Consider the following 24,982-nt stretch of genomic DNA (forward strand, 5'->3'; position numbering starts at 1 on the left):
GGTCTGACGACTGGTGTGGTCTGCGCCACTACCGTCGAATGCGTGACTGTGATCGCGACCGAAAGCCTGAGCAAGCGGTTCCCGAGGGTGACCGCGCTTGACCGGCTCTCCATGGATATCGGGCCCGGTGTGACCGGACTCGTCGGAGCCAATGGAGCCGGCAAGTCCACACTGATCAAGATCCTGCTGGGTCTGTCCCCCGCCACGGAGGGCACGGCCGCCGTGCTCGGACTCGACGTCGCAACGCGCGGCGGCCAGATCCGTGAGCGCGTCGGCTACATGCCCGAGCACGACTGCCTGCCGCCCGACGTGTCGGCCACCGAGTTCGTCGTCCACATGGCGCGCATGTCGGGGCTGCCGCCCGCCGCGGCCCGCGAGCGCACGGCGGACACCCTGCGGCACGTGGGCCTGTACGAGGAGCGCTACCGCCCCATCGGGGGCTATTCGACGGGCATGAAGCAGCGCGTGAAACTCGCGCAGGCGCTTGTGCACGACCCCGACCTGGTCTTCCTGGACGAGCCGACCAACGGCCTCGATCCCGTGGGCCGTGACGAGATGCTGGGCCTGATCCGCCGGGTCCACACGGACTTCGGCATCTCCGTCCTGGTCACCTCGCACCTCCTCGGCGAGCTGGAGCGCACCTGTGACCACGTCGTCGTCATCGACGGCGGCAAGCTGCTGCGCTCCAGCTCCACCACCGACTTCACCCAGACCACCACGACGCTGGCCGTCGAGGTGACGGACACCGACGAGCACCCGGACGGCACCAGCGCGTTGCGCGAGGCGCTGAAGGGACGCGGAGTCGCCACCCACGAGGGCGGCACCCTCCCCGGCGCCGGGCACACCGTGCTGCTCGAAGCGGAGAGCGAGGAGACGTACGACCTGGTGCGCGACCTCGTCGCGGACCTCGGCCTCGGCCTCGTCCGGATGGAACAGCGCAGGCACCACATCGCGGAGGTCTTCCACTCCGGTCAGTCCGATCAAGCCGATGACGCCGATCACGCCGATCACGAAGCAGAGGGGAAGGAGGCGGTCCGTCATGGCGGTTGAGCAGACCCCGGCACGCGCCGGTGAACAGACCCGGATCCACAACATCGGGTATCGCAACTACGACGGTCCGCGCCTTGGCCGCGCCTACGCCACCCGCTCGCTCTTCTCACAGAGCCTGCGCGGCGCGTACGGCCTGGGCCGCTCCGCCAAGTCCAAGGTCCTCCCCATGATCCTCTTCGCGGTGATGTGCGTCCCCGCAGCGATCATGGTGGCGGTCGCCGTGACCACGAAGGCGAACGACCTCCCCCTCGACTACACGCGCTACGCGATCGTGCTGCAAGCCGTCATCAGCCTCTACCTGGCGGCCCAGGCCCCGCAGACCGTCTCCCGCGACCTGCGCTTCAAGACCGTTCCGCTCTACTTCTCCCGGCCCATCGAGCACAGTGACTACGTACGCGCCAAGTTCGCGGCGATGGCATCCGCCCTCTTCATCCTCACGGCCGCCCCGCTGCTCGTGCTCTACGTAGGGGCGCTGCTCGCCAAGCTCGACTTCGCGGACCAGACGAAGGGCTTCGGCCAGGGACTGGTCTCCGTGGCGCTGCTCTCGCTCCTCTTCGCCGGCATCGCCCTGGTCATCTCGGCGATCACCCCCCGCCGCGGCTTCGGGATCGCCGCCGTCATCGCCGTGCTGACCATCTCCTACGGAGCGGTGTCCACGGTCCAGGCGATCGCCTACGAACAGGGCAGCACCGATGCCATCGCCTGGCTCGGTCTCTTCTCGCCGATCACGCTCATCGACGGCGTACAGACCGCCTTCCTCGGCGCGACCTCCGCCTTCCCCGGAGGGGAAGGCCCCTCGTCCGGCACGGGCGTGGTCTACGTGATCGTCGTCCTCGCCCTCATCGCGGGCTGCTACGGCGCGATGATGCGCCGCTACCGGAAGGTCGGACTGTGAGCACCATCAACATCGATCACACCTCACGCTGGTTCGGCAACGTGGTGGCGGTCAACGACATCACGATGAACGTGGGCCCCGGCGTCACCGGCCTCCTCGGGCCGAACGGCGCGGGGAAGTCCACCCTCATCAACATGATGGGGGGCTTCCTCGCCCCCTCCACCGGCAGCGTCACGCTCGACGCCAAGCCGATCTGGCGCAATGAACAGATCTACAAGGACATCGGCATCGTCCCCGAGCGCGAGGCGATGTACGACTTCCTCACGGGCCGCGAATTCGTCGTCGCCAACGCCGAGTTGCACGGCCTGGACGAGCGCGCCGCCCACCGGGCGCTCGCCACGGTGGAGATGGAGTACGCGCAGGACCGCAAGATCTCGACGTACAGCAAGGGCATGCGCCAGCGCGTGAAGATGGCATCTGCCCTCGTCCACGAGCCGTCCGTGCTGCTGCTCGACGAGCCGTTCAACGGCATGGACCCCCGCCAGCGCATGCAGCTGATGGACCTCCTGCGGCGCATGGGGGACGAGGGCCGCACGGTCCTGTTCTCGTCGCACATCCTCGAAGAGGTCGAGCAACTGGCCTCGCACATCGAGGTGATCGTGGCCGGACGGCACGCGGCGAGCGGCGACTTCCGCAAGATCCGCCGCCTGATGACGGACCGCCCGCACCGCTACCTGGTCCGTTCCAGCGACGACCGCGCTCTGGCCGCCGCACTGATCGCCGACCCGTCGACCGCCGGCATCGAAGTCGACCTCAAGGAAGGCGCGTTGCGCATCCAGGCCGTCGACTTCGGCCGTTTCACCGCCCTGTTGCCACGCATCGCCCGCGATCACGACATCCGGCTCCTCACGGTCTCGCCCTCGGACGAGTCCCTCGAGTCGGTCTTCTCCTATCTCGTCGCGGCCTGAAGGGAGCCACCGTGTACGACCCCACTGTCGCCCGGCTCACCTACCGGGCCCTGCTCGGCCGCCGCCGGGCTCTGATCCTCTTCGCCCTGCCCGTCCTGCTGATCGTGATCGCCGCGGCGGTCCGCGGATTCAGCGGCGCCGACGACCAGATCGCCGTCGACCTCCTGGGCGGATTCGCGCTCGCCACGATGGTGCCGATCATCGGCGTCATCGCCGGCACCGGCGCGATCGGTCCCGAGATCGACGACGGTTCCGTCGTCTATCTCCTGTCCAAGCCGGTCAAGCGGCCGACGATCATCTTCACCAAGCTGATCGTCGCCATCGCCGTGACCATGGCCTTCTCGGCGATCCCGACCTTCATCGCGGGCATGATCCTGAACGGCAACGGCCAGCAGATCGCCGTGGCGTACACCATCGCCGCCCTGGTCGCCTCCATCGCGTACGCGGCGATGTTCCTGCTCCTCGGCACGATCACCCGGCACGCGGTGGTCTTCGGCCTGGTCTACGCCCTCGTCTGGGAGGCCGTCTTCGGGTCGCTGGTCTCCGGGGCGCGCACGCTCAGCGTCCAGCAGTGGTCCCTCGCCGTCGCGCAGAGGACAGCGGAGGGCGATCTGGTCACCTCGGACGTCGGCCTGCCCGTCGCCACGGTCCTCCTCGTCGGCGTCACGGTGCTCGCCACCTGGTACGCGGGACAGAAGCTGCGGTCGCTGACGCTGGCCGGGGAGGAGTAGCCGCCCGGTTCGGTCTTGACGGCGTCTTCACCCTCCTGCCAGGACACTGGTGGGAGGGTGCGCTGTTTCCAGGGAGCCGTCGGCGGCGGCTCCGCCAGGGCGGATTAATTCGGTGGCGGTGAACTTCCGGCGCGGGCAGAGTAGTTGATGTCACCGCGCCACAGCCTGGCGCCCACCTTCTGGGAGAGGAGCCGACGTGTCCATCAGCAGTAGTCCGTCGAGTTCCCAGCAGGGCAGCCCGCGGCAGGCTTCGGAGTAGTTACTCACTCCGTAGAGCCCCGCCCACGGGGGAGATGCCCGGGGCGGCCGCTTCGAGCGCGCACTTCGCTGCGCGGGCCGCCCACCCGGAGGATTGGCCGAGTGGTAAGGCAGCGGCTTGCTAAGCCGTCGTCAGGGCTGACACCCTGCGCGCGTTCGATCCGCGCATCCTCCGCGAGACGTTGCACTGGGCTTGGGCCCCATCAAGGCGCCCGGGGTGAAACCCCTCAGCCCAGCATCCGTTCCAGCACCGCCGCGATTCCGTCGTCCTCGTTGGATGCCGTCACCTCGTCCGCCACCGCCTTGAGTTCCTCGTGGGCGTTGGCCATGGCTACGCCATGTGCTGACCAGCCGAACATCGGGATGTCGTTGGGCATGTCGCCGAAGGCGATCGTGTCCGCGGCCTTCGCGCCCAGGCGGCGGGCCGCCAGGGAGAGGCCGGTCGCCTTGGAGAGGCCGAGCGGGAGCAGCTCGACGATGCCCTCGCCGGCCATCGTCACGCCGACCAGACCGCCGGCCACCTCCCGCGCCACAGCGGCCAGCGCGTCATCGCTCAGGCCCGGATGCTGGACGTACACCTTGTTCAAAGGAGCCGCCCACAGCTCGGCGACATCGGTGAACGGGACGGCGGGCAGCGGGCCGTCCTGGACCGCGTACCCGGGACCGACGATCACTTCGCCGTCGAGGCCGTCCCGGCTCGCGGCCAGTGCAAGCGGGCCGATCTCCGCCTCTATCTTGGCGAGCGCGATGCCCGCAAGCTGCCGGTCGAGCGTGACCGACGTCAGCAGGCGGTGCTCCCCCGCGTGGTAGACCTGCGCGCCCTGCCCGCAGACCGCCAGGCCCTCATAGCCCAGGTCGTCGAGGATGTGCCGGGTCCAGGGCACGGCACGGCCGGTGACGATGATGTGCGCGGCGCCCGCCGCGGTGGCCGCGGTGAGCGCGTCGCGCGTACGCGCCGAGACCGTGTCGTCGGAGCGCAGGAGCGTTCCGTCGAGGTCGGTCGCGACGAGTTTGTACGGGAAGGACGGGACGTCGGGAGCAGGGTGGCTCACTTGTTGATGGGCTCCAGGATCTCTCGTCCCCCCAGGTACGGACGCAGCACCTCGGGCACCCACACGGAACCGTCGGCCTGCTGGTGATTCTCCAGGATGGCGACGATGGTGCGCGGGACGGCGCAGAGCGTGCCGTTCAGCGTCGAGAGCGGCTGCACCTTCTTGCCGTCGCGGACCCGGATCGAGAGGCGGCGGGCCTGGAAGCCGTCGCAGTTCGAGGCGGAGGTCAGCTCGCGGTACTTGCCCTGGGTGGGGATCCACGCCTCGCAGTCGTACTTGCGCGACGCCGAGGAACCGAGGTCACCGGTGGCCACATCGATCACCTGGAAGGGCAGGCCGAGGCCGGTCAGCCACTGCTTCTCCCACTCCAGGAGCCGCTTGTGCTCGTTCTCCGCGTCCGCCGGGTCGACGTACGAGAACATCTCGACCTTGTCGAACTGGTGCACGCGGAAGATGCCGCGGGTGTCCTTGCCGTACGTGCCGGCCTCGCGGCGGTAGCAGGGCGAGAAGCCCGCGTACCGCAGGGGCAGCTTGTCGGCGTCGATGATCTCGTCCATGTGGTACGCCGCGAGCGGGACCTCGGAGGTGCCGACCAGGTAGTAGTCGTCCTTCTCCAGGTGGTACACGTTCTCGGCGGCCTGGCCGAGGAAGCCCGTGCCCTCCATGGCGCGCGGGCGGACCAGCGAAGGCGTCAGCATCGGGATGAACCCGGCCTCCGTGGCCTGCGCGATCGCCGCGTTGACCAGGGCCAGCTCGAGCAGCGCGCCGACGCCCGTCAGGTAGTAGAAGCGCGATCCGGAGACCTTCGCGCCGCGCTCGACGTCGATGGCGCCGAGCGCCTCGCCGAGCTCCAGGTGGTCCTTCGGCTCGAAGCCCTCGGCCGCGAAGTCGCGCGGGGTGCCGATGGTGTCGAGGACGACGAAGTCCTCCTCGCCGCCGACCGGGACGTCCGGGTGGACGATGTTGCCCAGCTGCTTGAGGAGGTGCTTGGTCTCCTCGTCGGCCTCGTCCTGGGCGGCGTCGGCCGCCTTGACGGCGGCGGAGAGCTCGCCGGCCTTCTTGAGGAGCTCGGCCTTCTCGTCACCCGAGGCCTTGGGGATCAGCTTGCCGAGCGCCTTCTGCTCGGAACGGAGCTCGTCGAAGCGGAGCCCGGACGACCTGCGCCGCTCGTCGGCGGAGAGCAGGGCGTCGACGAGGGCGACGTCCTCTCCACGGGCGCGCTGGGAGGCGCGAACACGGTCGGGGTCCTCACGGAGCAGGCGAAGGTCAATCACCCCACAAGGCTACCGGTGCCCGCTTCCGGCCCACGACTCGATATTCCACTCTGTGTGGTTATGTCCCATTTGCCGGAGTGTGAATTCCGGATAGAGGTGCGGCTGGAATGGTTCGCCATGGGGCGACAAGTGTCGATCGGGTGCCGGTCGGGCGCCGGTCAATAAAAAGGGCGTCATTCCCCGAAACGGGGCAGAGGAGGCGCACTGCCTTGACTCGATCCCCTTGTGGGAAGCGGGACTTGAGGGTGCCGTTGTCCACAGGAATGGGCGCTCCGGAAAAGTTATCCACAGGGTGTGCGAAAGATCTGTGGATGCCGGAAGTGATCATTCCGAAAGCCGCATGTGCGACGAAGGATTCCCGCCCCAAACCATCTCCACACCCACTTTCGAGTGGAAATGGTTCGCTCCAAAGAGTTGATCAAAGGAAAAGGGTGGACGAGGGGTGACGTGCTCGGCTGTGGATGGACTTGCGGGGTGTAGGGCGATTTGTCGACCATGTCGTGGATCGTTGTCGACTTGTCCCCAGGTCGAGAACCCAGCCTGTGGATAACTTTGTGGACAACGTAAATCTGCAGGTAAGACTGGTCAGAACCGGCCGTCTTGGCACTGCGTCAGCCAGTCCGACGCCGCAAGGAACTCGCTGTCGGACGTACCGGGCCGCAGCGTGCGTACGTCGTCGGGTGCGACCCCCGCACGCGGGTACGAGCCGAGGAAGCGCACCTGTGGGCAGATCCGCTTCAGACCCATCAGGGCCTCGCCCACACGGCGGTCCGTGATGTGTCCCTCGGCGTCCACGGAGAAGCAGTAGTTGCCGATGCCCCGACCGGTCGGCCGCGATTCGATCCGCATCAGGTTGACCCCGCGAACGGCGAACTCCTGGAGCAGTTCGAGCAGGGCGCCCGGGTGGTCGTCGCCGAGCCAGATGACCACCGAGGTCTTGTCCGCGCCGGTCGGCGCCGCGGGGCGGGCCGGGCGGCCGACCAGGACGAACCGGGTCTCGGCGTTCGCCGCGTCGTGGATCTCGCTGACCAGCGGCTGAAGGCCGTACGTCGCCGCCGCGAACTCGCCCGCGAAGGCCGCGTCGAAGCGTCCCTCCTGGACCAGGCGGGCGCCGTCCGCGTTCGAGGCCGCCGACTCCCACAGGGCGTCCGGCAGGTTCGCGGCGAGCCAGTTGCGGACCTGGGGCTGGGCCACGGGGTGGCCGGTCACCGTCTTGATGTCCTTGATCTGCGTGCCGGGCCGCACGAGCAGCGCGAAGGCGATCGGCAGGACGACCTCGCGGTAGATCATCAGCGGCTCGCCCTTGGCGAGCTCGTCGACGGTGGTCGTGACGCCGCCCTCTACGGAGTTCTCGATCGGCACCAGCGCGGCCGCCGCGTCGCCGTTACGGACCGCGTCCAGCGCGGCCGGCACGGACACCATCGGGACGAGCTCCCGGGTGGCAGCTTCCGGGAGCGTGCGGAGGGCGGCCTCGGTGAAGGTGCCCTCGGGGCCGAGATAGGTGTAGCGCATCGCCGACATACCGTCACCCTAATGGCCTGCCCGTGGCGCGGCTCACGCGTCTCACGGAGCGGCACCCGTCCCACGTAACGGAGCGGCACCCGTCCCACGTACGAGAAACCGCACAAGTCCCAGGTACGAGAAACCCGCACAAGGGGCAGGCCTACGCCTCCAGCAGTCGCTGCCCCACGTACTCGCCCTTCGCGGCCCCGCCCGGCACGGCGTAGAGCCCGCTCGACTCGTGCCGGATGAACTCCGAGAGCGCGTCCCCCCGGTCGAGTTTCCGCTGCACCGGTACGAAACCGCGGAGCGGGTCGGCCTGCCAGCAGATGAACAGGAGCCCGGCGTCCGGCTCCCCGTCCTTGCCGAAGCCGTCGTGGTACGAGAAGGGGCGGCGCAGCATGGCGGCGCCGCCGTTCTGGTCGGGCCGTGTGATGCGGGCATGCGCGTTGAGGGCGATGACGTACTCGTCGTCCGCGCCGGCCTTCTCCAGCTTCGGCTCGGTCGTCTCCGTGCCGCCGGTCAGCGGTGAGCCGTCGGACTTGTGCCGCCCGATGACCGCCTCCTGATGCTTCAGGTCCAGCTTCTCCCAGTCGTCGAGGAGCATCCGGATGCGGCGTACGACGGCGTAGGAACCGCCGGCCATCCACGCGGGGTCCCCGTCGCCCGGCACATAGATCCGCTGGTCGAAGTCCTTCTCGGACGGCTTCGGGTTGTTCGTGCCGTCGATCTGGCCCATCAGATTGCGGGTCGTCATGGGCTGCGCGGTCGCGCCGGGCGATCGGTTGAAGCCGTCCATCTGCCAGCGGATCCGGGCCGCGTCGCCCGCGTCCTTCTGGACGGCGCGCAGGGCGTGGAAGGCGACGAGCGCGTCGTTCGCGCCGATCTGCACCCACAGGTCGCCGTCGCTGCGGGCCTTGTCGAGACGGTCGGATGAGAAGTCCGGCAGCGGGTCGAGCGCGGCCGGGCGCTGCTTCTCCAGGCCGGTGCGCCCGAAGAAGCTGCGGCCGAAGCCGAAGGTGACCGTCAGGGACGAGGGGCCCGCGTCCCGCGCGACATCTGTGTCGTCGCTCGCGGCGGCCTCGCCCGCCATGAGCCGCTCGGCCGTCGCCGACCAGCGGCGCAGCAGGGCCGCCGCTTCCTTGCGGCCCGCGCCCGCCTTCAGGTCGAAGGCGACGAGGTGGCCGCGGGACTGGTTGGGCGTCGTGATGCCCGGCTGATGTTTCCCGTGAAACATGACCTCGTCCGCGCCCAGCGACGTCAACGCCGCCGCCCGGGACGGGCTGTCCGACGGCGCCGCGGCATATCCGGCCGCGCCGCCCGCGGCCCCGAGCGCGAGGCCGGTGGCGCCCGCGGTGCCGAGCAGCCGCCGCCGCGAGATGCTGCGGTGGTTCTCGACGCGGTCCGCCTCGCGGGCCGTCTCGTTGTCCGCCATGGTCGTTCAGCCGATCTGCGCGTTCTTGTTCACGGTCACTTGGTCGATGTCGGAGGTCCGCACGGTCACTGCGACCTTCCATTTGCCTGCCATCGGGAGCTGGACGCCGGTCGCGCTCCAGTGTCCGGTGGCGACGCGGTCGGGGGAGACCGGCAGCGGGCCGAGGTCCTTCGACTTGAGGGTGAAGGAGACCTTCACCTCCGGGACGTCGAAGGCGCTGCCGTTGGGCCGCTTCACGTAGAGGTGGAAGTCATTGCTGCCGGTGCGGCCGGGGTCGAGGTCGAGTCGGACCGTGCCCTTGCCGTCTTCGGCGCCCGTGTCGAAGGGGATGGTGACGATGAGCGGCCCGGACCGCTGGGCGGCCGCGGCGGCCGTCTTCGAGGCGGCCGCTTCCTCCTCCGTGCGCCCGGGCTCGGTGGAGGTGAGGACCGTCGTCACGGCGAGCAGGACGACGGCGACGCCCGCCTCGGCGAGCACGGAGCGGCGCAGGCCCGATCGGAGCGGGTCGGCGTCGCGGATCCGCTTCTCGCGGGCGGTGTTCATGGCGGCCTGCTGGCGGGCGAGCTGAGCGGCGCGCTGCGAGTCCTTGGCTTCCTTGGCGGGGGCCTTCGACGCGTTCTTGGAAGACGGCGAGTTCTTGGAAGACGAGGCGTCGGACGACGGGCTGTCGGAAGCCGCGTCCTCCGTAGACGGCTCCTCCGAATCCATGCCCTCCGTAGACGGCGCCTTCGAGGACGAGCTCTCCGTAGACGGCGCTTTGGAAGATGCGCTCTCCGAAGACAGCGCCTTGGAAGAGGAGCCCTTAGAAGAGGCGCCCTTCGAAGACGGGCCCTCCGAAGAGGCGGCCTCAGAAGAAGCCTCCGTGGACCCCGCCCCAGAGCCACCGGCACCCCCGACAGGCACCGTCACCGGCTTCCTCCGCGCCCGCTGCTCGACCACCGTGGCGGCCGCCGCCTCGGGAGCCATCCCGCCCGCCGTGCCCGCGATCCGCGCCGTCCAGCGCCGCGAGATCCAGGCGATGCCGACAAGGACGACGACCAGGCCGATCTTGACGAGGAGCAGCTGTCCGTACGACGTACCGGTGAGCGCCGACCACGAACCGACCTGCCGCCAGGACTGGTAGAGCCCGGTCGCGGCCAGGGCGACGACGCTGCAGAACGCCACGCGTGAGAAGCGCCGCACCGCCCCGGAGTCCACCGACGGCGCGAAGTAGAGGGCGACGACCAGGGCCGCGAGCCCGCCGAGCCAGGCGGCGACGGCGAGCAGATGGACGACGTCCACGGGCATCGCGATCCCCGCCTGGATGCCGGTCGACGCGTGCTCGGACATCGCCCAGGTCGCGCCGAGCCCGATGGCGACGACCGTGCCGCCGATCCCGAGCCCGAAGGCGAGATCCTTGCGCTCCTTGGGGTCGGTTCGCTTTTCGTACGCACCGAAGAGCACGGCGATGAAGAGGGCGGCCGCGGCGAGCAGCAGCAGTCGGGAGACCAGCGCGGCGCCCGTCTTCGTCTGGAGCACATCGCCGAGCTTGGCCATGTCGAAGGCGTCGGCGATCTTCCCCGACCCGGTGTAGGGCGCGCGGAGCAGCAGCATCACGAGGGTCGACGCGGTGAGCGTGAGCCAGCCGGACACCACCAGGCGCTGCACGGGCCGCACCCCGGCGCCGCGCGGCCAGCAGCCGAGCACGAACGCCGCCCCGCCGACGACGAGGATGAATCCGGCGTACGAGAGGTAGCGCGCGAAGTCGTAGAGACCGCCGACGAATCCGCCGCCCACCTCCTGGTCCGGCAGCGCGACCTTCGTGTCGGACGGCGCGCCCACGGAGAAGGTGAACGCCCCGGAGATCGGGTGGCTGTCGGCGGAGACGACTTGGTAGGCGACGGTGAAGGTGCCGTCGGGCAGCCCCTTGTGCAGCTTCACGCCGTACGTGTTGGACCCGAAGTCACTGGTCTTGCCCGAGTCGACGCGCTTGCCGGACGGATCGAGCACCCGCACCGAGCCGTCGGACATGGCGACGCTCTCGGAGAAGGTCAGTGACACCCGGTCCGGCGCCTTGTCGACCACCGCCCCCTGCTTGGGGTCGCTGCCCGTCAGCGCGGCGTGCGCGGAGACGGGCGTCGCCGCGGCGAGCAGGGCGCCGAGGAAGAGGGCGACGACGAGCAGGAGCCGCCCGGCACCGGGAGTGATCCCGAGCCGGGAGACAGCTCCGGAGTGGGCTCCGAAGCGGGGAGCGATGGTCCGCATCAACGATCAGTCCCTCAGTGCGACGAGTGCTTGCCGTGCTCGGGGTTGTACGTTGCGGCCTTCACCGGAACCTCAACCTCGATCGGGTCCGACTTCTCGAAGCGCAGCAGCACCGCGATCTTCTCGCCCTGCTTCGGCTTGTGGTTGAGCTTCTCGAACATGAGGTGGTTGCCGCCCCGGGCGAAGTCGAGTTCGCCGTCGGCCGGCACGTCGAACGACTTCTGCTCGCGCATCGCGTTGTTCGTGGTGCTGTGCAGCGTGACCTTCTTCGCCAAGGGGCTGGTCACCGAGACGAGCTTGTCGGCGCCGCCCTTGTTCGTGAGGGTGAAGAAGCCGGAGGCCATGGTGTCCATGGTGGGCTCGGGCACGAAGGCCCCGCTGACCTTGAGCTCGGGCTTGTCCGATGTCGACACCGATGCCTTGCCTGCGGACGAGTCCGAGCAGCCCGCGAGGGTGAGCCCCGCCGTCAGCGCTATGGAACCGGCGAGGAGGGCACGGCGGTTTGCGGGGGTCTTCACGGGGTCTCTCCCTTGATGAGCTTGGGGAGGTCCTTGACGTAGTCGTCCACGGAGGCGTCCTCGCCGTACAGGACGTATCCCGCGTCGGTCTTCGGGGAGAACGCGATGACCTGAGTGCCGTGCATCGAGACGATCTTGCCCTTCTCCTTCTTGGAGGGCTCGATGCTGATGCCGAGGGTGCGGGCGCTGGCCTGGATGGTGTCGAAGTCACCGCTCAGGCCGATGAAGTCGGTGTCCTGGGCCTTGAGCCACTTGCCGAGGGCGGCGGGGGTGTCCCGTTCGGGGTCGGTGGTGACGAAGACGACCTGGAGCTTGTCCTGCTCCGCCTTGGGCAGCTTCTTCTTGGCGACGGCGATGTTGTTCATCGTCAGCGGGCAGACGTCGGGGCAGTTGGTGTACCCGAAGTAGACGAGCGTCGGCTTGCCCTTGGTCTGCGCGCGCAGGTCGTACTTCTTGCCGTGGGTGTCCGTGAGGACCATGTCCGGCTTCTCGAAGGGCTTGTCGAGAACGGTCGCGGCCTTGTCTCCGTCGGACTCGACGGAGACGTCCGCGACGGGCTTCTTGCCGTCGTCACCGCCGCCGCAGGCGGAGAGGGTGAGGGCGGCCGCGGCCAGCATGGCGGCGGCGAGCAGCTTCTTCTTGCGCATACGAAAATGTCCCAGATGTGAGGAGGCCCGGCCGCACCGGGGCGCTGGAGCGCCCGCGGTGCGGTCCGATGGGTTGGCTCAGCTGTTGGCGCGCCGGCGGCCGGCGAGCACTCCGAAGGCCACGCCCGCGGCGCCGACGACGATGCCGACGATGCCGAGGACGCGGGCGGTCGAGTCGCTGCTGTCGGCGGACGCCGTCTCGCTCTTGTCGTCCGACTCGGCGTCTTCCTTGGCGTCGTCGTGCGATGCGGCGGCGCCGTGACCGTCCTCGGACGCGGCGACCAGCGCAAGGGTCGGCGCCGGGAATTCCGGCTCCTCCTGGCCCTTCTGCTGGGGCTCGATCCAGCGGACGACGTCCTTGTTGTCGTACGTCTGGACGGCCTTGAAGACGAGTTCGTCTGCGTCCTCGGGCAGCGCGCCGATGGAGAGCGGGAACTTCTGGAAGGAGCCCGGCTGGACGCCCTTGCCGTCGGCGGTCCAGGTGACCTTGGAGACGGCCTCGGTGATCTTCTCGCCGTGCATCTCCAGAGGCTTGTCGAGCTTCTCCTTGGTGACCTTCGCGGTCCAGCCAGGGACGGGCTGCGTCATCACGGACGCGAGCGGGTGGTCCTTCGGGAAGGAGATCTCGAGCTTGTTCGTCGAGGCGTCGTCCTGCTCGTTCGGCACCTTGAAGTTGACCGTGGCGTACCCGCCCTTGGCGGCCTCGCCCTCGGCGGTGACGCTGACGTGCGCGAAGGCGGGGACGGAGAGCAGCAGGACGGCGGTGGCGGCGACGCCACCGACGACGGAGACGCGGGAGGCCTTCACGGAGGACAGAGCAGACAGAGCAGACATGGCGGAACACTCCACTTTCGGCAGCGGTGATCAGTCGGGGAGGGGCGCGCGGCGACGAACCGAGCGGGCACGCGCGCGTGGGGGCCACCGGCCGCGATGCGCCTCTCCGTAGTACTGCGTTGGAGCGAGTACGAGGGTGGAGTGCGTCGCGTCAGGCGGCGAGTACGAGTGCGGCGGCCGTCGGCGGGCCGCGCCTGATCACCGTGTGCTGCAGCGCCGTGGTGTGCGGCTTCGGCGGTACGAGATGTCCGGTGCGCGGGGTCAGGGGACCCGTCTCGGGCGCCCCGGGAAGGCCTGCCCGCAGGGCGCGCACAAGGGCGAGGGCCCCGCGCAGGGAACGTACGAGCGCTCCTTCGGCGACTCCATGCGCCCCGTCCGCCGAGAGCCGGACGAGCCGGAGCAGCGCGACGTCGCCGCGGCGCAGCAGCCATCCGGCGGCGACCGCGGCGAGCACGTGCCCGAGCAGCATGGGCAGCGAGGGAAGCAGCGACATCGAGCCCATCGCGGTGTCCGCGGTGCCGTGGTGCGGGGAGTGGGCGGTGCCCTGTACACCGGCGTTCGTCAGGATCCGCTGGGCCTCGGCGGGGCTGAGCGTCGCCGCGCCCGCACCGCACACGAGCCGCGCGGCCCGCTCCACCAGGGAGGCGTCGCCGGACTGCGGCACGGCGCCGCCGTGCTGGCCGACGGCGAACAGCGCGTGCAGACCCACCTGGCCCGCGGCGAGCGCGGCGGCGATGCCGGGCAGCGAACGCTCCCGCCCGGCCAGCGGCGCCGCGACGGCGAGAACGGCGAGGAAGCCCGCCCCGAGCGTCCACAGCGGGACGCTCGCGCAGGAAGCGAGCACATGGCCCCCGGCGGACAGCACGACGCAGAGCACGGCGAACACCGCGGCTCTCAGCAGCCGTACGTCGAATCCGGCGCGCGCTTCGCGCTGGTGGGGGGCAGTCATGGCCGGGCCATCATCGCACTGGGCCCACCGGCCGCACACGGCAGGTCCACAAGCTCCCGGGGATGCCGTTCGGCACCGTTCGGCTCCGATGAATGGTCATGAGGGGGGAAATGCGCACCTTTGGGTGACCCGGCTACACCGTTGCGCGCGGTCCGCGCGTCGGCCGTATGGGCGGCATCACTTCAGCTACGCGCTTATTGACGGGCGCTTGCGGCAATACGTATCGGTATGTCGAGCCGCGGCCAGGAGGCTGGAGCATGAGCATGTGGTGGTCTCTCCATTTGCGGCGCGAAGCTGCGAGCGTCCCGCTGGCCCGTCGACTGCTGATCGGCACGATGGAGACTGCGGGGGTGGATCCGGACGTCTCCTACGACCTGTCGGTGGCTCTCAGCGAGGCCTGTGCCAACGCGGTGGAGCACGGCGGGGCGCCGGCCTCCGGGGGGCGGGCCGGGGCGTACCGGGTCACGGCGTATCTGGACGGCGAGAAGTGCCGTATCGAAGTGGCCGATTCCGGCCCGGGGTTCGTCCCCGTCACGCTGCCCGCCTCCGAGACGGCCGAGCACGGCCGGGGGCTGTGCCTCATCCAGGAGCTGGCCGATCATGTGCACTTCGGCAACAAGCCGGGACGAGGCGGCGCGGTGATCAGCTTCGACAAGATCCTCAAATGGCGCGAGGACACGCCACTGGTCACCGCCTGACGGGGTCTGCCACGGTCTGCTTCAGCCGGGCGGCAGCGCCCTGCACAGCGCCTCAAGTGCCGCGCCGTACGCGTGCTCTGGAGGCGTCGAGTAGCCGACCACCAGCCCGTCCGGAGCAGGCATCGTGGCGTCCGGGTGGCGGAAGTCGGCGAGGCCGTCCAGCGCGAGGCCCTGCCAGGCGGCCGCCTTGGTCGTGGACTGTTCGGTGCCCGGCGGCAGCCGCAGGACGGCGTGCAGGCCCGCGGCGACGCCGGTCGGGCTGATGTGCGGGGCGTGCGCGGCCAGGGCGTCGACGAGCTGGTCGCGGCGCCGCCGGTAGCGCTGACGCATCCGGCGGATGTGGCGGTCGTAGTGGCCCGACTCGATGAGGTCGGCGAGGGTCAGCTGGTCGATCACACTGGCCCACGCCTCCCGTTCCCCCTTGGCTGCGAGTACGTCGTCGATGAGGTGTTCGGGCAGCACCAGCCACCCCAGACGTACCCCTGGAGAGAGGCTCTTGCTGACCGAGCCCATGTAGATGACGCGTTCGGAATCCAAACCCTGTACGGCGCCCACCGGCTCCCGGTCGTAGCGGAATTCGCCGTCGTAGTCGTCCTCCAGGACGAGGCCGTCCTGGGTGCGCGCCCAGTCGATGACCGCGGTGCGCCGGGTCGGGTGCAGCGGGCCGCCGGTGGGGAACTGGTGAGCGGGCGTGAGCAGCACTCCACGGACGCGCTGTCCCTCGGTCAGTTCGTCGATCCGGGCGCCCTGTTCGTCGAGGCCGAGCGGGACCGTGCGGACGCCGGCGGTCTCCAGGATCGAGCGGTGGAAGCTGAGGCCGTACGACTCCAGGGCGATGGGGTATCCCCTGCTCGAGCGGAGCCGAGAGCTTGGCGAACGCCCTCGCAGCACGCCGCCTCTTCCGGCGCCGAACAGCAGCCGCAAGGCATGCGCGAACCCGGAGCACACCACGATCCGCTCCGGATCGGTGCGCACCCCACGCGCGCGCCCCAGATACTCGGCGAGCGCCCGGCGCAGCTCCACGCGCCCCTGCGGGTCACCGGGCCCGAAGGCCTCGTTCGGCGCCGAGTTGAGGGCACGCCGGGCCGCGGCGAGCCACGCGGCGCGGGGGAAGGACGCGGCGTCCGGCTGGCCCTGGCGCAGGTTGTACGTCGGCGTGGCGGGCCGCGCGGGCGCCCGCTTGGGGACGCGGGCCCGCTGGGGCGGCGCCGCCCGGTCGGCCACCTGCGTACCGGAACCCTGCCGCGCGGTCAGCCAGCCCTCGGCGACCAGCTCGGCGTAGGCGTCGGCGACGGTGTTGCGGGCGATGCCCAGATCGGCGGCGAGGGAGCGGTAGGGCGGGAGCCGCGTCCCCGGAGCGAGCCGTCCCTCGCGCACGGCGTCCCGCAGGGCGCGGATGAGGACGGCGCGGCGGCCCCCTGCCCCGGAGAGCTCCAGGTGCAGGTCACTGCCGAGACGCTCCGCCAAATTGACCCATGTTTCTGGCACGGGAATGCACCCTACCCAAGGTCTATCCGCCCCGTAGATTCATGGTCATGACGAACAACGAGAACGCCGCGCAGCCCCTGACCCGCATCAACTTCGCCAAGGCCGCCCCGAAGGCCTTCAAGGCCCTCATCGGCTTCGACGCCGCTGCGCGCGACGGTCTCGACCCGGCCCTGGTCGAGCTGATCCAGATCCGCGCCTCGCTCCTGAACGGCTGCGCGTACTGCCTCCACATGCACACCTCCGACGCCCGCAAGGCGGGCGAGGACGAGGCCCGCCTGCACATGGTCGGCGTATGGCGCGAGGCCCGGAACTTCTTCACGGAGAAGGAGCAGGCGGCGCTCGCCCTGACCGAGTCCGTCACGCTCGTCGACCGGGGCGGTGTCCCGGACGACGTCTACGCCCGCGCCGCCGAGCACTTCGACGCGGAGGAGCTGGCCCGCGTCCTGGCGCTGATCTTCACCATCAACACCTGGAACCGCATCGCCCTGAGCACCGCCAAGGTCGCGGGCGAGGACGAGCGCTGAGCCCCTCCCTGGGGGCAACGCGAAGGGGCCGGGCATCCAACAGGATGCCCGGCCCCTTCTTAAGAAGACGCTCGGTTTGAGAAGCAGACCCTCAGCCCCTGAACCCTCAGCCCTTGAGCCCTCAGCCCTTGAACCCTCAGCCCTTGAGCTCAGCCATCCACGCCTCGACGTCGTCGGCACGCCGCGGCAGCGCCGCGGACAGGTTCGTGTTGCCGTCCGCCGTCACGAGAATGTCGTCCTCGATCCGCACGCCGATGCCGCGGTACTCCTCCGGCACCGTCAGGTCGTCCGCCTGGAAGTACAGGCCGGGCTCGACGGTCAGGCACATGCCGGGCTCAAGGACGCCGTCCGCGTACGTCTCGCGGCGCGCGACCGCGCAGTCGTGGACGTCCATGCCGAGCATGTGACCGGTGCCGTGCAGCGTCCAGCGACGCTGCAGCCCCAGCTCCAGGACCCGCTCGACCGGACCCTCCACCAGGCCCCACTCGACGAGCTTCTCGGCGAGCACACGCTGCGCGGCGTCGTGGAAGTCGCGGTACTTGCCACCGGGCTTGACCGCCGCGATGCCGGCCTCCTGGGCCTCGTACACGGCGTCGTAGATCTTCCGCTGCAGCTCGTTGAAGCGGCCGTTGATCGGCAGCGTCCGCGTAACGTCGGCCGTGTAGTACGTGTGCGTCTCCACGCCGGCGTCGAGCAGCAGCAGCTCTCCGGAGCGCACCGCGCCGTCGTTGCGCACCCAGTGCAGCGTGGTGGCGTGCGGTCCTGCGGCGCAGATCGAGCCGTAGCCGATGTCGTTGCCGTCGACCCGGGCGCGCAGGAAGAACGTGCCCTCGATGTAGCGCTCGCTGGTCGCCTCGGCCTTGTCCAGGACGCGGACGACGTCCTCGAAGCCGCGGGCCGTCGCGTCGCACGCCTTCTGCAGCTCGCCGACCTCGAACTCGTCCTTGACCAGACGGGCCTCGGAGAGGAAGACGCGCAGCTCTTCGTCGCGCTCGGCGGTGACCTTGTCGGTCAGCGCGGCCTCGATGCCGGCGTCGTAGCCGCGGACGACCCGGACGGGACCGGTCGCCTCGCGCAGCGCCCCGGCGAGCTCACGCACGTCGGACGCCGGGATGCCGTACAGCGTCTCGGCCTCGGTGAGGGAGTGCCGGCGGCCGACCCACAGCTCGCCCTGGCCGTCCAGCCAGAACTCGCCGTTCTCACGGTTGGAGCGCGGCAGCAGGTAGATGGTGGCCTCGTGGCCGCTGGTCCCGTCCGCGAAGTCGGTGGGCTCCAGGACGAGGACGCCGTCCTCCGTCTGGTTGCCGGTCAGGTACGCGTACTCGACGGAGGCGCGGAAGGCGTACTCGGTGTCGTTCGAACGGGTCTTCAAATTGCCCGCGGGGACAACGAGCCGCTCGCCCGGGAAACGCGCGGAGAGCGCGGCGCGGCGGGCAGCGGTGTGTGCGGCCTGGGCGATCGGCTGCAGATCGTGCAGCTCCGTGTCGGCCCAGCCGGACTTCATGTTCTCGGCGAGCTCGTCGGAGACGCCCGGGTACAGGCCGTTCTTGCGCTGCTTGATCGGCTCTTCTTCGGACTCGATCTCCAGGGTTTCCGGGGTCTCCGGGTACTCCGGAATGAGCTCCTCCGACACGATCTGCCTCCTATGTACGACACTGGGCCCTCTCCATCGTACGGGCGTACGGAAGGGGGCCCAGGGCCGGAAGGCCTGTTACATGCCGTATTGCGGGGGTCACGGTGACCCCCGTCCGGGCGTCACTCGAACCGGGCCGCCAGGAGCACCACGTCCTCGTCGCTCTCGACCGCGTCGAGCCCGTCCGGCAGGACGGTCCGCAGCACATGGTCGACGAGCGCGTCCGGGTCGGCGCGGACGGATCTCGGCACGCTCGCGGCGGCCGAGTGCAGCCGCGCGAAGGCCCGGTCCATCGGATCCCCGGTGCGGTGCAACAGCCCGTCCGTATAAAGAAGCACCGTTTCTCCGGGCTCCGGCTGGATCTCCACGCTCGGCGCCTCCCAGCACGCGAGCATCCCGAGCGGCGCCGAGAGCGAGGTCTCCACGAACTCCGTGCGCCGCTCGCCGATCACGAGCGGCGGGCTGTGCCCGGCCCCGGCCAGGACGATCTTGCGCAGGGCCGGCTCGCAGAACGCGAAGAGGGCCGTCGCCGACCGGGCGGGTTCGGTGAGACGCAGCAGCAGCTCCAGATCGGACAGTACGGCGACGGGGTCCTCGCCCTCCATCACGGCGTACGCCCGCAAGGAAGCCCGCAGCCGCCCCATCGCGGCGACGGCGCTCGGCCCGGACCCGGTGACGGACCCGACCGCGAGGCCGAGCGCGGCGTCGGGCAGCGGCAGCGCGTCGAACCAGTCGCCGCCCCCGCGCGCGCTGGTGCGGTGCCGGGCGGCGAGCTGCACCCCGGCGACCCGCGGCAGCCGCGAGGGAAGCAGCTCCTCGCGCAGCGTGGCCTCCGTGGTGCGGGCCCGGTCCAGCTCGACCAGCCGCGCCAGGTGCTCGGCGGCGTGCCGTGTGTAGAGGCCGATGAGGTGGCGCTGGCGCTCGACGGGCGCCGCGGGCTCGTCGTACAGCCAGACCGCGGCGCCGACCCGGCCCGCGGCCTCGGCGGTCAGCGGCAGCGCGTAGCTGGCGGCGTAGCCGAGCCGGGTGGCGACCTCGCGGTGCCGGGGGTCGAGGCCGTCGTCGGCGAGCAGGTCGGCGTCGACGATCTCGGTCTGGGTGCCGGGCGGCGCGGGCGGGGCGTCGAGCAGCCGCCCGAAGGAGGTGGAGCCGCGGGGCACCGTCTCGATGTGGCCGAGGTCGGCGCGGGCCAGGCCGAGGCCGACCGTGGTGTCGGGGCCGAGGCCGTCGGAGGGCTCCAGGACGAAGAGGCCGCGGCGGGCGCCGACCAGGGCTGCGCCGGCCCGCAGGAGCTCCTGCAGGGCCTCGTCGAGGGTGGCCGTGCGGCCCAGGCGTTCGGTGAGTTCGTGCAGTGTCGTCAGATCGGAGACCCAGCCCGCGAGCCGGTCCTGGATCATGACCGTCGGTGCGGCCGAGGCGCTCTGGGCGTGCGGGACAGGCGCGACAGTGTGGGCTGGTGGCGGAACAGTTGAATCGATTCCGGCCACTTTCGGGAGGTGCGGAGCGTTCATGGCTGACGGCTTTCCGGCCGGTGCGTATTGCTCAATAGCATCGCAAACCCCCATGTGATTCTGCGCCGCTAGCAATGTTCTCCACATCTACACGCACTGGAGAGGGGATGTCCAGCATTGTCCAGCTGGGATTCCTGGTGTCCGTGGGAATTCTGTGGCGTTCTGGCGATCTTGGTAACTTGGCTCAAAAGTGCCTGAGGCGACGGCATATTGCGGTCGACTGACATTGTTCAGCAAGGGGTACCTCCCAGCCCTCAGGCACGGGAGGCGCGTCACAGCGGCCGTGTTGGGTACGTACTCGGTGATGACCAGGGGCAGTTGAGATCCGCCCGGAACCTGGCGACGGACCCGGGCGTCTTAACTCACGACGACCGTGCCCCATCCTCCCGTGGGGGAGGCGGCGAGTAATACGCGGGACAGCAATCGCCAGGCACCGCCACCCCACGCCACGTTAACGCTCGGCCCATAGGGGTTCCCCATGCCGCAGGCTGGGGTGTGATGCGCCAGTTGTACGCACAGCGAAGTGATCCACACATGGTGTGATGTGGCCCGCCGTGTTCCTCGGCGTGTAAACGGAAAGGAACGAGCGCTCATGCGCGAGATCCTCGGAAGGCGACGCAGGCTCCTGTCCAGGCTCATTGGGCTCACCGGTTTCACCGGGCTCACTGGGTTCACCGGCAGGAAGCCTGACCAGAGTCCCGGTCTGATCGGCGCGGCCCTGACCTTCGCGACGGCATGGAAATGGCCGGTGCTGCCAGGTGTCGGTCTCGACCGGCAGGACGGCACCCGCTGCGCCTGCCCCGACCCCGACTGCACGGTGCCAGGAGCGCATCCCCTCGACCCCGGCCTGCTGGCCGCGACCACCGACGCGCGCATGGTGCGCTGGTGGTGGACGAACCGCCCGGCCGCGCCCATCGTGCTCGCCACCGGCGCCGGCGCCCCGTGCGCCGTCAGCCTTCCCGCGCTCGCGGGCGCGCGCGCCCTGGCCGCGCTCGACGAGGCGGGCATCAGGCTCGGCCCGGTTGTGGCGACCCCGGCCCGGCTCTTCCTGCTCGTCGCGCCCTACTCCATGGAGCAGTTGGGCGAGCTGCTGTACGCCAAGGACTGGGTGCCCGGCTCGCTGCGCTTCCACGGAGAGGGCGGATATCTCGCGCTGCCGCCCTCCGAGACGGGACAGGGGCCGGTGCGCTGGGAGCGGGCTCCGCTGCCCGGCTCCGCGGCGCCGTGGGTGCCCGATGTCGAGGCCGTGGTGGACGCCGTGGTGGACGCGCTCACTCGTACGGGTGTGAGCGCGCCCGAGTTGTAGGGGAAATGGGCGCGCGGCGAGCCGTGCGCCCATCAATCGTCGTTAATGTCAGGGCCCATGAACCCCCGCCTGATCGCGCTCATGGGCGTAGTGGCCATCACGGTTCTCCTGCCGTTCGCCGGCGCGTCCGCGGGGCCCGTGGGCGACGACGACGCCGGCGCCGGGCAAGCGGAGCGGCCGACGGATCCGGCGCCGAGTCCTGACGCGAAACAGCCCTCCAAGGGGCGGCCGTCTTCGAACCAGCCCGCTCCGGAGAGGCCGAATTCGAACCAGTCCGCCACGAAGGAGCCGTCGCTCCTCTCGGGGCTCGGACTCAGCAGCACCGCCCGGTGCGGCCCCGAGCTCACCTCTTCGGAGGGCATCGAGGCCCAGACCTGCGTCCTGACCCAGCAGAGCGACACCTGGGCGCGCACGTACTACCGCAACGCGACCGGTGATGAGCTCAGCGCCGTACTGACCGTTATGGCCCCGGGCGGGCGCACCGTGCAGATGCATTGCGCGGTGAGCGCGGAGGACGAGCCAGGCACGTGCGAGACGCCACGGGAGCGCACTGTGGGGAATGCCGCGGCGTATTCGGCGGTGGTGGAGTTCGCTGACGGGAGTGGCGGACCGTTGCTCCTGCGCTCGGGGAGCAACTCGGCGCGGCCGAAGGTCAGTTGAGACCGCAGGTCAGACCCGATATGGGGCCGGATATGGAAGCGCCCGGTTGCTGGCGACGGGGGATGCACCAGCAACCGGGCTACCTGAACGGTAACAAGAGATCTGCTCTTGGCAAATTCGATCTCGGTTATCCGGACAGGGATTTACCTGCGACGACGGGGAGTTGTGACAGGAGTCACCCATTCCCCTCCGACTGACTGGTGGGTCAGCTCAAGGTCACCTGGCGGTTCGTGAGACCCCCGCGAGCCCTGCGCTCCTCCGGGGTCAGCGGGGCGTCCGTGGCGAGCGCCGCGGCCAGCCGCTCGGCGAACTCGGCGGCGGGCTTCTCGATGTCGTCCGCGCCCATCCCGGTCGGCAGATCCCACACCGGCACGGTCAGACCGTGCGCCCGGAAGGAGCCGACGAGGCGGGTTCCCTCACCGAGGCTCGACGTGCCGGCCGCGTGCAGCCGGGCGAGCGCGTCCAGGAGCTGCTCCTCGGGGTGCGGCATGACCCAGCGCAGGTGGTTCTTCTCCGGGGTCTCGCACCAGTAGGCGGATTCCACGCCGGAGAGCTTCACGGTCGGGATGGCGGCGGCGTTCGCCCGCTCCAGGGACGCGGAGACCTCCGTGGACGTGTTCTCCGAATCCGGCACCCAGAACTCGAAGCCCTCGTGCACGACCGGCTCGAAGGCGCCGTCGGGGTCGAGGATGTCCTGCAGGCGCGGTCCGTCCGCAGGCGCGCGCCGGGACTGCACCGGCGATCCCGGCTTGGCGGCGAGCGCCCGCAAGAGGGTGTCGGCGAGGTCGCGGCTGATGTCGCCGGACGCGGTGTCGTTCTGCAGGCCGAGCAGGACCGAGCCGTCGTCGCGGCGCAGGGCGGGCCAGGCCATCGGCAGGACCGTCGCCAGCGAGACGGAGGGCACCCCGTCGGGCAGCCCGTCCTTGAGCGGCAGTTCGACGGTCGCCGCGGGGACGAGCTCGCGCAGCGCCACCCAGTCGCCCTCACCGGCCAGGCCCTCGAAGGGGCGGTGCACCAGCTCGGTCACCGCGTGCGCGGCGGCCCGGCCGTGACAGGCCTTGTAACGGCGGCCCGAACCGCAGGGGCAGGGTTCGCGGGCGCCGACGACGGGAACCTCTCCGTCCTTCAGCTGCGGCTGCTGCTTGCCCTTGGTCTGAGGGCGCTTCTTGGCCATCTTGGGTGTCTCCCGGATGCGGCTCTCTTGCGTGGCTCTTCGTACGTCTTGGGCGTACGGGCGCGAGCCTAGCCGCTCGCCCAGGGGGCGTCGGGAACACACCGGAACGGCTGTCGGGCGAGGGGCCGTCAGTCGAGATCGTCGAACGGGTCCGCGTACGCGAGGTCGGGTATCGAGGCGGCCGACGGGGCCGCGACGCGCGTAGCGAAATCCTCAAGGCGGTGCCCGGCATGTACGACGACCCACACCGTGACCTCGCCATGGGTGTCGTCGCGCACGCCCCAGGCATCCGCGAGAGCCGTGATGATGTTGAGCCCGCGGCCGCCGTGCGCGGTGACCGAGGGTGTGGCCGGAACGGGGCGGGTCGGTCCTCCGCCGTCCGTCACCTCGACCGTCAGCCGGCCCGCCGCATCCACGCGCCAGGCGGCCCGGACATCACCGTCGCCGACCAGTCCCTGGCCCAGCGGCCTGCCATGCCGGCAGGCATTGCTGAGCAGTTCCGAAAGAATCAGTACGGCATCGTCGATGACCGAATCCGACACCCCGCTCCTGCGCAATTGCTCGCGCATCCGGTGTCTCGCTTCTCCCACGCCCGCCGGGCCATGGGGTACGGCCATGCTCGACGACGCGGGCACCTCCCGTGCCACCACCAACGCCACCCCCGAGACCTCCTTCGCCCCACGCCACGGTGTGAATGCCCCAATGGACTGGACCGGAAACCGGCCAATCCCTGTGCGGTGACGCACTCGTAACGATCGAATACGGACCGAACGCGCCGGTGCACTCCCTGTAACCGAAGGGGCTCCCGTTAGTCGCGGCCCAGTTGGGACAGGACTTGCTTGGGGCGGTTGGTGATGATCGCGTCGACGCCGAGTTCTGCGCAGAGCTCGACATCCTCGGGTTCGTTCACGGTCCAGACGTGGACCTGGTGGCCGGCGCGCTTGAGTTTGGCCACGTAGGAGGGGTGGTTGCGCACGATCCGCATACCGGGGCCCGCGATCCGTACGCCCTGGGGCAGACGGCCGTCGCGGTGGCGCGGCGAGACGAACTGCATCAGGTAGACCGTGGGCAGGGTGGGGGACGCGGCCCGCACCCGGTGCAGGGAGCGCGCGGAGAAGCTCATGATGCGCACCGGGGACGGGCCTTCGGCGGGTGGGGCATCCAGACCGAAGCGCTTCAGTAGAAGCAGCAGCCTTTCCTCGACCTGGCCCGCCCAGCGCGTGGGGTGCTTCGTCTCGATGGCCAGCTGGACGTTGCGCCCCGAGGCGTTGCTATCGGCCACCAGCTCAAGGAGCCGCTCCAGGGTGAGGACGGAGGTGTCCTCCCAGTCGGGGCCTTCGTCGGCCTCGGCGTGGTTTCTCTTCCAGGAGCCGAAGTCCAGCGTGGCGAGATCGGCGAGCTCCAGGGCGGAGACGGCTCCTCGGCCGTTCGACGTACGGTTGACGCGTCGGTCGTGGACGCAGACGAGATGGCCGTCCGCGGTCAGGCGTACATCGCATTCGAGGGCGTCGGCACCGTCCTCGACCGCTTTCTTGTACGCGGCCAGCGTGTGCTCGGGAGCGTCTTCGGATGCTCCGCGGTGGGCGACGACCTGGATCTGTTGCTGTCGTGCGAGAGTCACCGCGTCATCGTGCCATCACGGGGTACGCGCAGGCTCACCCGAGGCCGGGTGCACACAGCGCCGGATCCACAG

At 70.1% G+C, this 24,982-nt stretch carries 23 protein-coding genes and 1 tRNA gene; 9 read left to right on the top strand and 15 right to left on the bottom strand.

The annotated features are described in order from the left end of the window. Positions 1-48 precede the first annotated feature (48 nt). From AB0G47_RS32025 to AB0G47_RS32045, 5 genes are all read left to right on the top strand, one after another. A complete protein-coding gene (locus tag AB0G47_RS32025) occupies positions 49-1,050 on the top strand; it encodes an ABC transporter ATP-binding protein (RefSeq protein WP_360777451.1) in 1,002 nt (333 codons plus the stop codon). Further along, complete coding sequence (locus tag AB0G47_RS32030) at positions 1,040-1,945, top strand: ABC transporter permease (protein ID WP_360777161.1); 906 nt, start codon at positions 1,040-1,042, stop codon at positions 1,943-1,945. The genes AB0G47_RS32025 and AB0G47_RS32030 overlap by 11 nt, the downstream gene beginning before the upstream one ends. Next, entirely contained in the window at positions 1,942-2,853 is a 912-nt protein-coding gene (locus tag AB0G47_RS32035) for an ABC transporter ATP-binding protein (RefSeq protein ID WP_360777163.1), read from the top strand. Before AB0G47_RS32030 ends, AB0G47_RS32035 begins: the two co-directional genes overlap by 4 nt. Before the next feature lie 11 nt (positions 2,854-2,864). Beyond that, a complete protein-coding gene (locus AB0G47_RS32040) occupies positions 2,865-3,584 on the top strand; it encodes an ABC transporter permease (protein WP_360777165.1) in 720 nt (239 codons plus the stop codon). A gap of 346 nt (positions 3,585-3,930) precedes the next feature. Continuing rightward, positions 3,931-4,017: transfer RNA gene (locus tag AB0G47_RS32045), tRNA-Ser, on the top strand. Between the two features lie 52 nt (positions 4,018-4,069). Here AB0G47_RS32045 and AB0G47_RS32050 read toward each other — a convergent pair. From AB0G47_RS32050 to AB0G47_RS32090, 9 genes are all read right to left on the bottom strand, one after another. Continuing rightward, positions 4,070-4,894 (bottom strand): HAD family hydrolase, encoded by an 825-nt coding sequence (locus AB0G47_RS32050; RefSeq protein WP_360777167.1) that lies wholly within the window; start codon positions 4,892-4,894, stop codon positions 4,070-4,072. Beyond that, positions 4,891-6,168, bottom strand: coding sequence for a serine--tRNA ligase (gene serS / locus AB0G47_RS32055; protein ID WP_360777169.1), 1,278 nt, complete (start codon positions 6,166-6,168; stop codon positions 4,891-4,893). The genes AB0G47_RS32050 and serS overlap by 4 nt, the downstream gene beginning before the upstream one ends. A gap of 585 nt (positions 6,169-6,753) precedes the next feature. Further along, complete coding sequence (gene pheA, locus AB0G47_RS32060) at positions 6,754-7,689, bottom strand: prephenate dehydratase (RefSeq protein WP_266864587.1); 936 nt, start codon at positions 7,687-7,689, stop codon at positions 6,754-6,756. Between the two features lie 142 nt (positions 7,690-7,831). Continuing rightward, entirely contained in the window at positions 7,832-9,103 is a 1,272-nt protein-coding gene (gene efeB / locus AB0G47_RS32065; RefSeq protein ID WP_360777171.1) for an iron uptake transporter deferrochelatase/peroxidase subunit, read from the bottom strand. A 6-nt stretch (positions 9,104-9,109) separates the two neighbouring features. Continuing rightward, positions 9,110-11,347, bottom strand: coding sequence for a copper resistance protein CopC (locus tag AB0G47_RS32070; RefSeq protein ID WP_360777173.1), 2,238 nt, complete (start codon positions 11,345-11,347; stop codon positions 9,110-9,112). 14 nt (positions 11,348-11,361) lie between these two features. After that, positions 11,362-11,865 (bottom strand): copper chaperone PCu(A)C, encoded by a 504-nt coding sequence (locus tag AB0G47_RS32075; protein WP_360777175.1) that lies wholly within the window; start codon positions 11,863-11,865, stop codon positions 11,362-11,364. Further along, positions 11,862-12,512 (bottom strand): SCO family protein, encoded by a 651-nt coding sequence (locus tag AB0G47_RS32080; RefSeq protein ID WP_360777177.1) that lies wholly within the window; start codon positions 12,510-12,512, stop codon positions 11,862-11,864. The genes AB0G47_RS32075 and AB0G47_RS32080 overlap by 4 nt, the downstream gene beginning before the upstream one ends. Positions 12,513-12,590: 78 nt before the next feature. Further along, a complete protein-coding gene (locus AB0G47_RS32085) occupies positions 12,591-13,319 on the bottom strand; it encodes a YcnI family protein (protein ID WP_360777453.1) in 729 nt (242 codons plus the stop codon). A 178-nt stretch (positions 13,320-13,497) separates the two neighbouring features. Beyond that, the gene (locus AB0G47_RS32090; protein ID WP_360777179.1) at positions 13,498-14,295 is read right to left on the bottom strand and encodes a hypothetical protein; all 798 of its coding nucleotides are present in this window, start codon (positions 14,293-14,295) and stop codon (positions 13,498-13,500) included. Between the two features lie 257 nt (positions 14,296-14,552). Here AB0G47_RS32090 and AB0G47_RS32095 point away from each other — a divergent pair, with 257 nt between their 5' ends. After that, positions 14,553-14,993 (top strand): ATP-binding protein, encoded by a 441-nt coding sequence (locus tag AB0G47_RS32095; RefSeq protein WP_360777181.1) that lies wholly within the window; start codon positions 14,553-14,555, stop codon positions 14,991-14,993. 21 nt (positions 14,994-15,014) lie between these two features. On the opposite strand, the gene AB0G47_RS32100 is transcribed toward AB0G47_RS32095, so the two are convergent. Beyond that, positions 15,015-16,481, bottom strand: a complete 1,467-nt coding sequence (locus AB0G47_RS32100; protein ID WP_360777183.1) for a PLP-dependent aminotransferase family protein — start codon at positions 16,479-16,481, stop codon at positions 15,015-15,017. A gap of 47 nt (positions 16,482-16,528) precedes the next feature. On the opposite strand from AB0G47_RS32100, the gene AB0G47_RS32105 reads away from it, so the two are divergent. Further along, entirely contained in the window at positions 16,529-17,005 is a 477-nt protein-coding gene (locus AB0G47_RS32105; protein WP_360777185.1) for a carboxymuconolactone decarboxylase family protein, read from the top strand. Positions 17,006-17,141: 136 nt separating this feature from the next. On the opposite strand, the gene AB0G47_RS32110 is transcribed toward AB0G47_RS32105, so the two are convergent. Both AB0G47_RS32110 and AB0G47_RS32115 read right to left on the bottom strand, forming a co-directional pair. Beyond that, positions 17,142-18,638 carry an aminopeptidase P family protein gene (locus AB0G47_RS32110; protein WP_360777187.1) on the bottom strand — a complete coding sequence of 499 codons (1,497 nt, stop codon included), beginning with the start codon at positions 18,636-18,638 and terminating at the stop codon, positions 17,142-17,144. 122 nt (positions 18,639-18,760) lie between these two features. Further along, positions 18,761-20,203, bottom strand: a complete 1,443-nt coding sequence (locus AB0G47_RS32115; protein ID WP_360777188.1) for a PP2C family protein-serine/threonine phosphatase — start codon at positions 20,201-20,203, stop codon at positions 18,761-18,763. A 538-nt stretch (positions 20,204-20,741) separates the two neighbouring features. Here AB0G47_RS32115 and AB0G47_RS32120 point away from each other — a divergent pair. Then, positions 20,742-21,455, top strand: coding sequence for a bifunctional DNA primase/polymerase (locus AB0G47_RS32120; RefSeq protein ID WP_360777190.1), 714 nt, complete (start codon positions 20,742-20,744; stop codon positions 21,453-21,455). Between the two features lie 57 nt (positions 21,456-21,512). After that, positions 21,513-22,115 carry a hypothetical protein gene (locus AB0G47_RS32125; RefSeq protein WP_360777192.1) on the top strand — a complete coding sequence of 201 codons (603 nt, stop codon included), beginning with the start codon at positions 21,513-21,515 and terminating at the stop codon, positions 22,113-22,115. 205 nt (positions 22,116-22,320) lie between these two features. On the opposite strand, the gene AB0G47_RS32130 is transcribed toward AB0G47_RS32125, so the two are convergent. The 3 genes from AB0G47_RS32130 to AB0G47_RS32140 all read right to left on the bottom strand — a co-directional run bounded on the left by AB0G47_RS32130 (position 22,321) and on the right by AB0G47_RS32140 (position 24,910). After that, positions 22,321-23,289, bottom strand: coding sequence for a DUF5926 family protein (locus AB0G47_RS32130; RefSeq protein WP_360777194.1), 969 nt, complete (start codon positions 23,287-23,289; stop codon positions 22,321-22,323). A 128-nt stretch (positions 23,290-23,417) separates the two neighbouring features. After that, a complete protein-coding gene (locus AB0G47_RS32135) occupies positions 23,418-24,035 on the bottom strand; it encodes an ATP-binding protein (RefSeq protein WP_360777196.1) in 618 nt (205 codons plus the stop codon). A 62-nt stretch (positions 24,036-24,097) separates the two neighbouring features. Then, the gene (locus AB0G47_RS32140; RefSeq protein WP_360777198.1) at positions 24,098-24,910 is read right to left on the bottom strand and encodes a glycerophosphodiester phosphodiesterase; all 813 of its coding nucleotides are present in this window, start codon (positions 24,908-24,910) and stop codon (positions 24,098-24,100) included. Between the last annotated feature and the right edge of the window lie 72 nt (positions 24,911-24,982).

The organism is Streptomyces sp. NPDC021622, assembly GCF_040640795.1.
Taxonomy (GTDB): Bacteria; Actinomycetota; Actinomycetes; order Streptomycetales; family Streptomycetaceae; genus Streptomyces.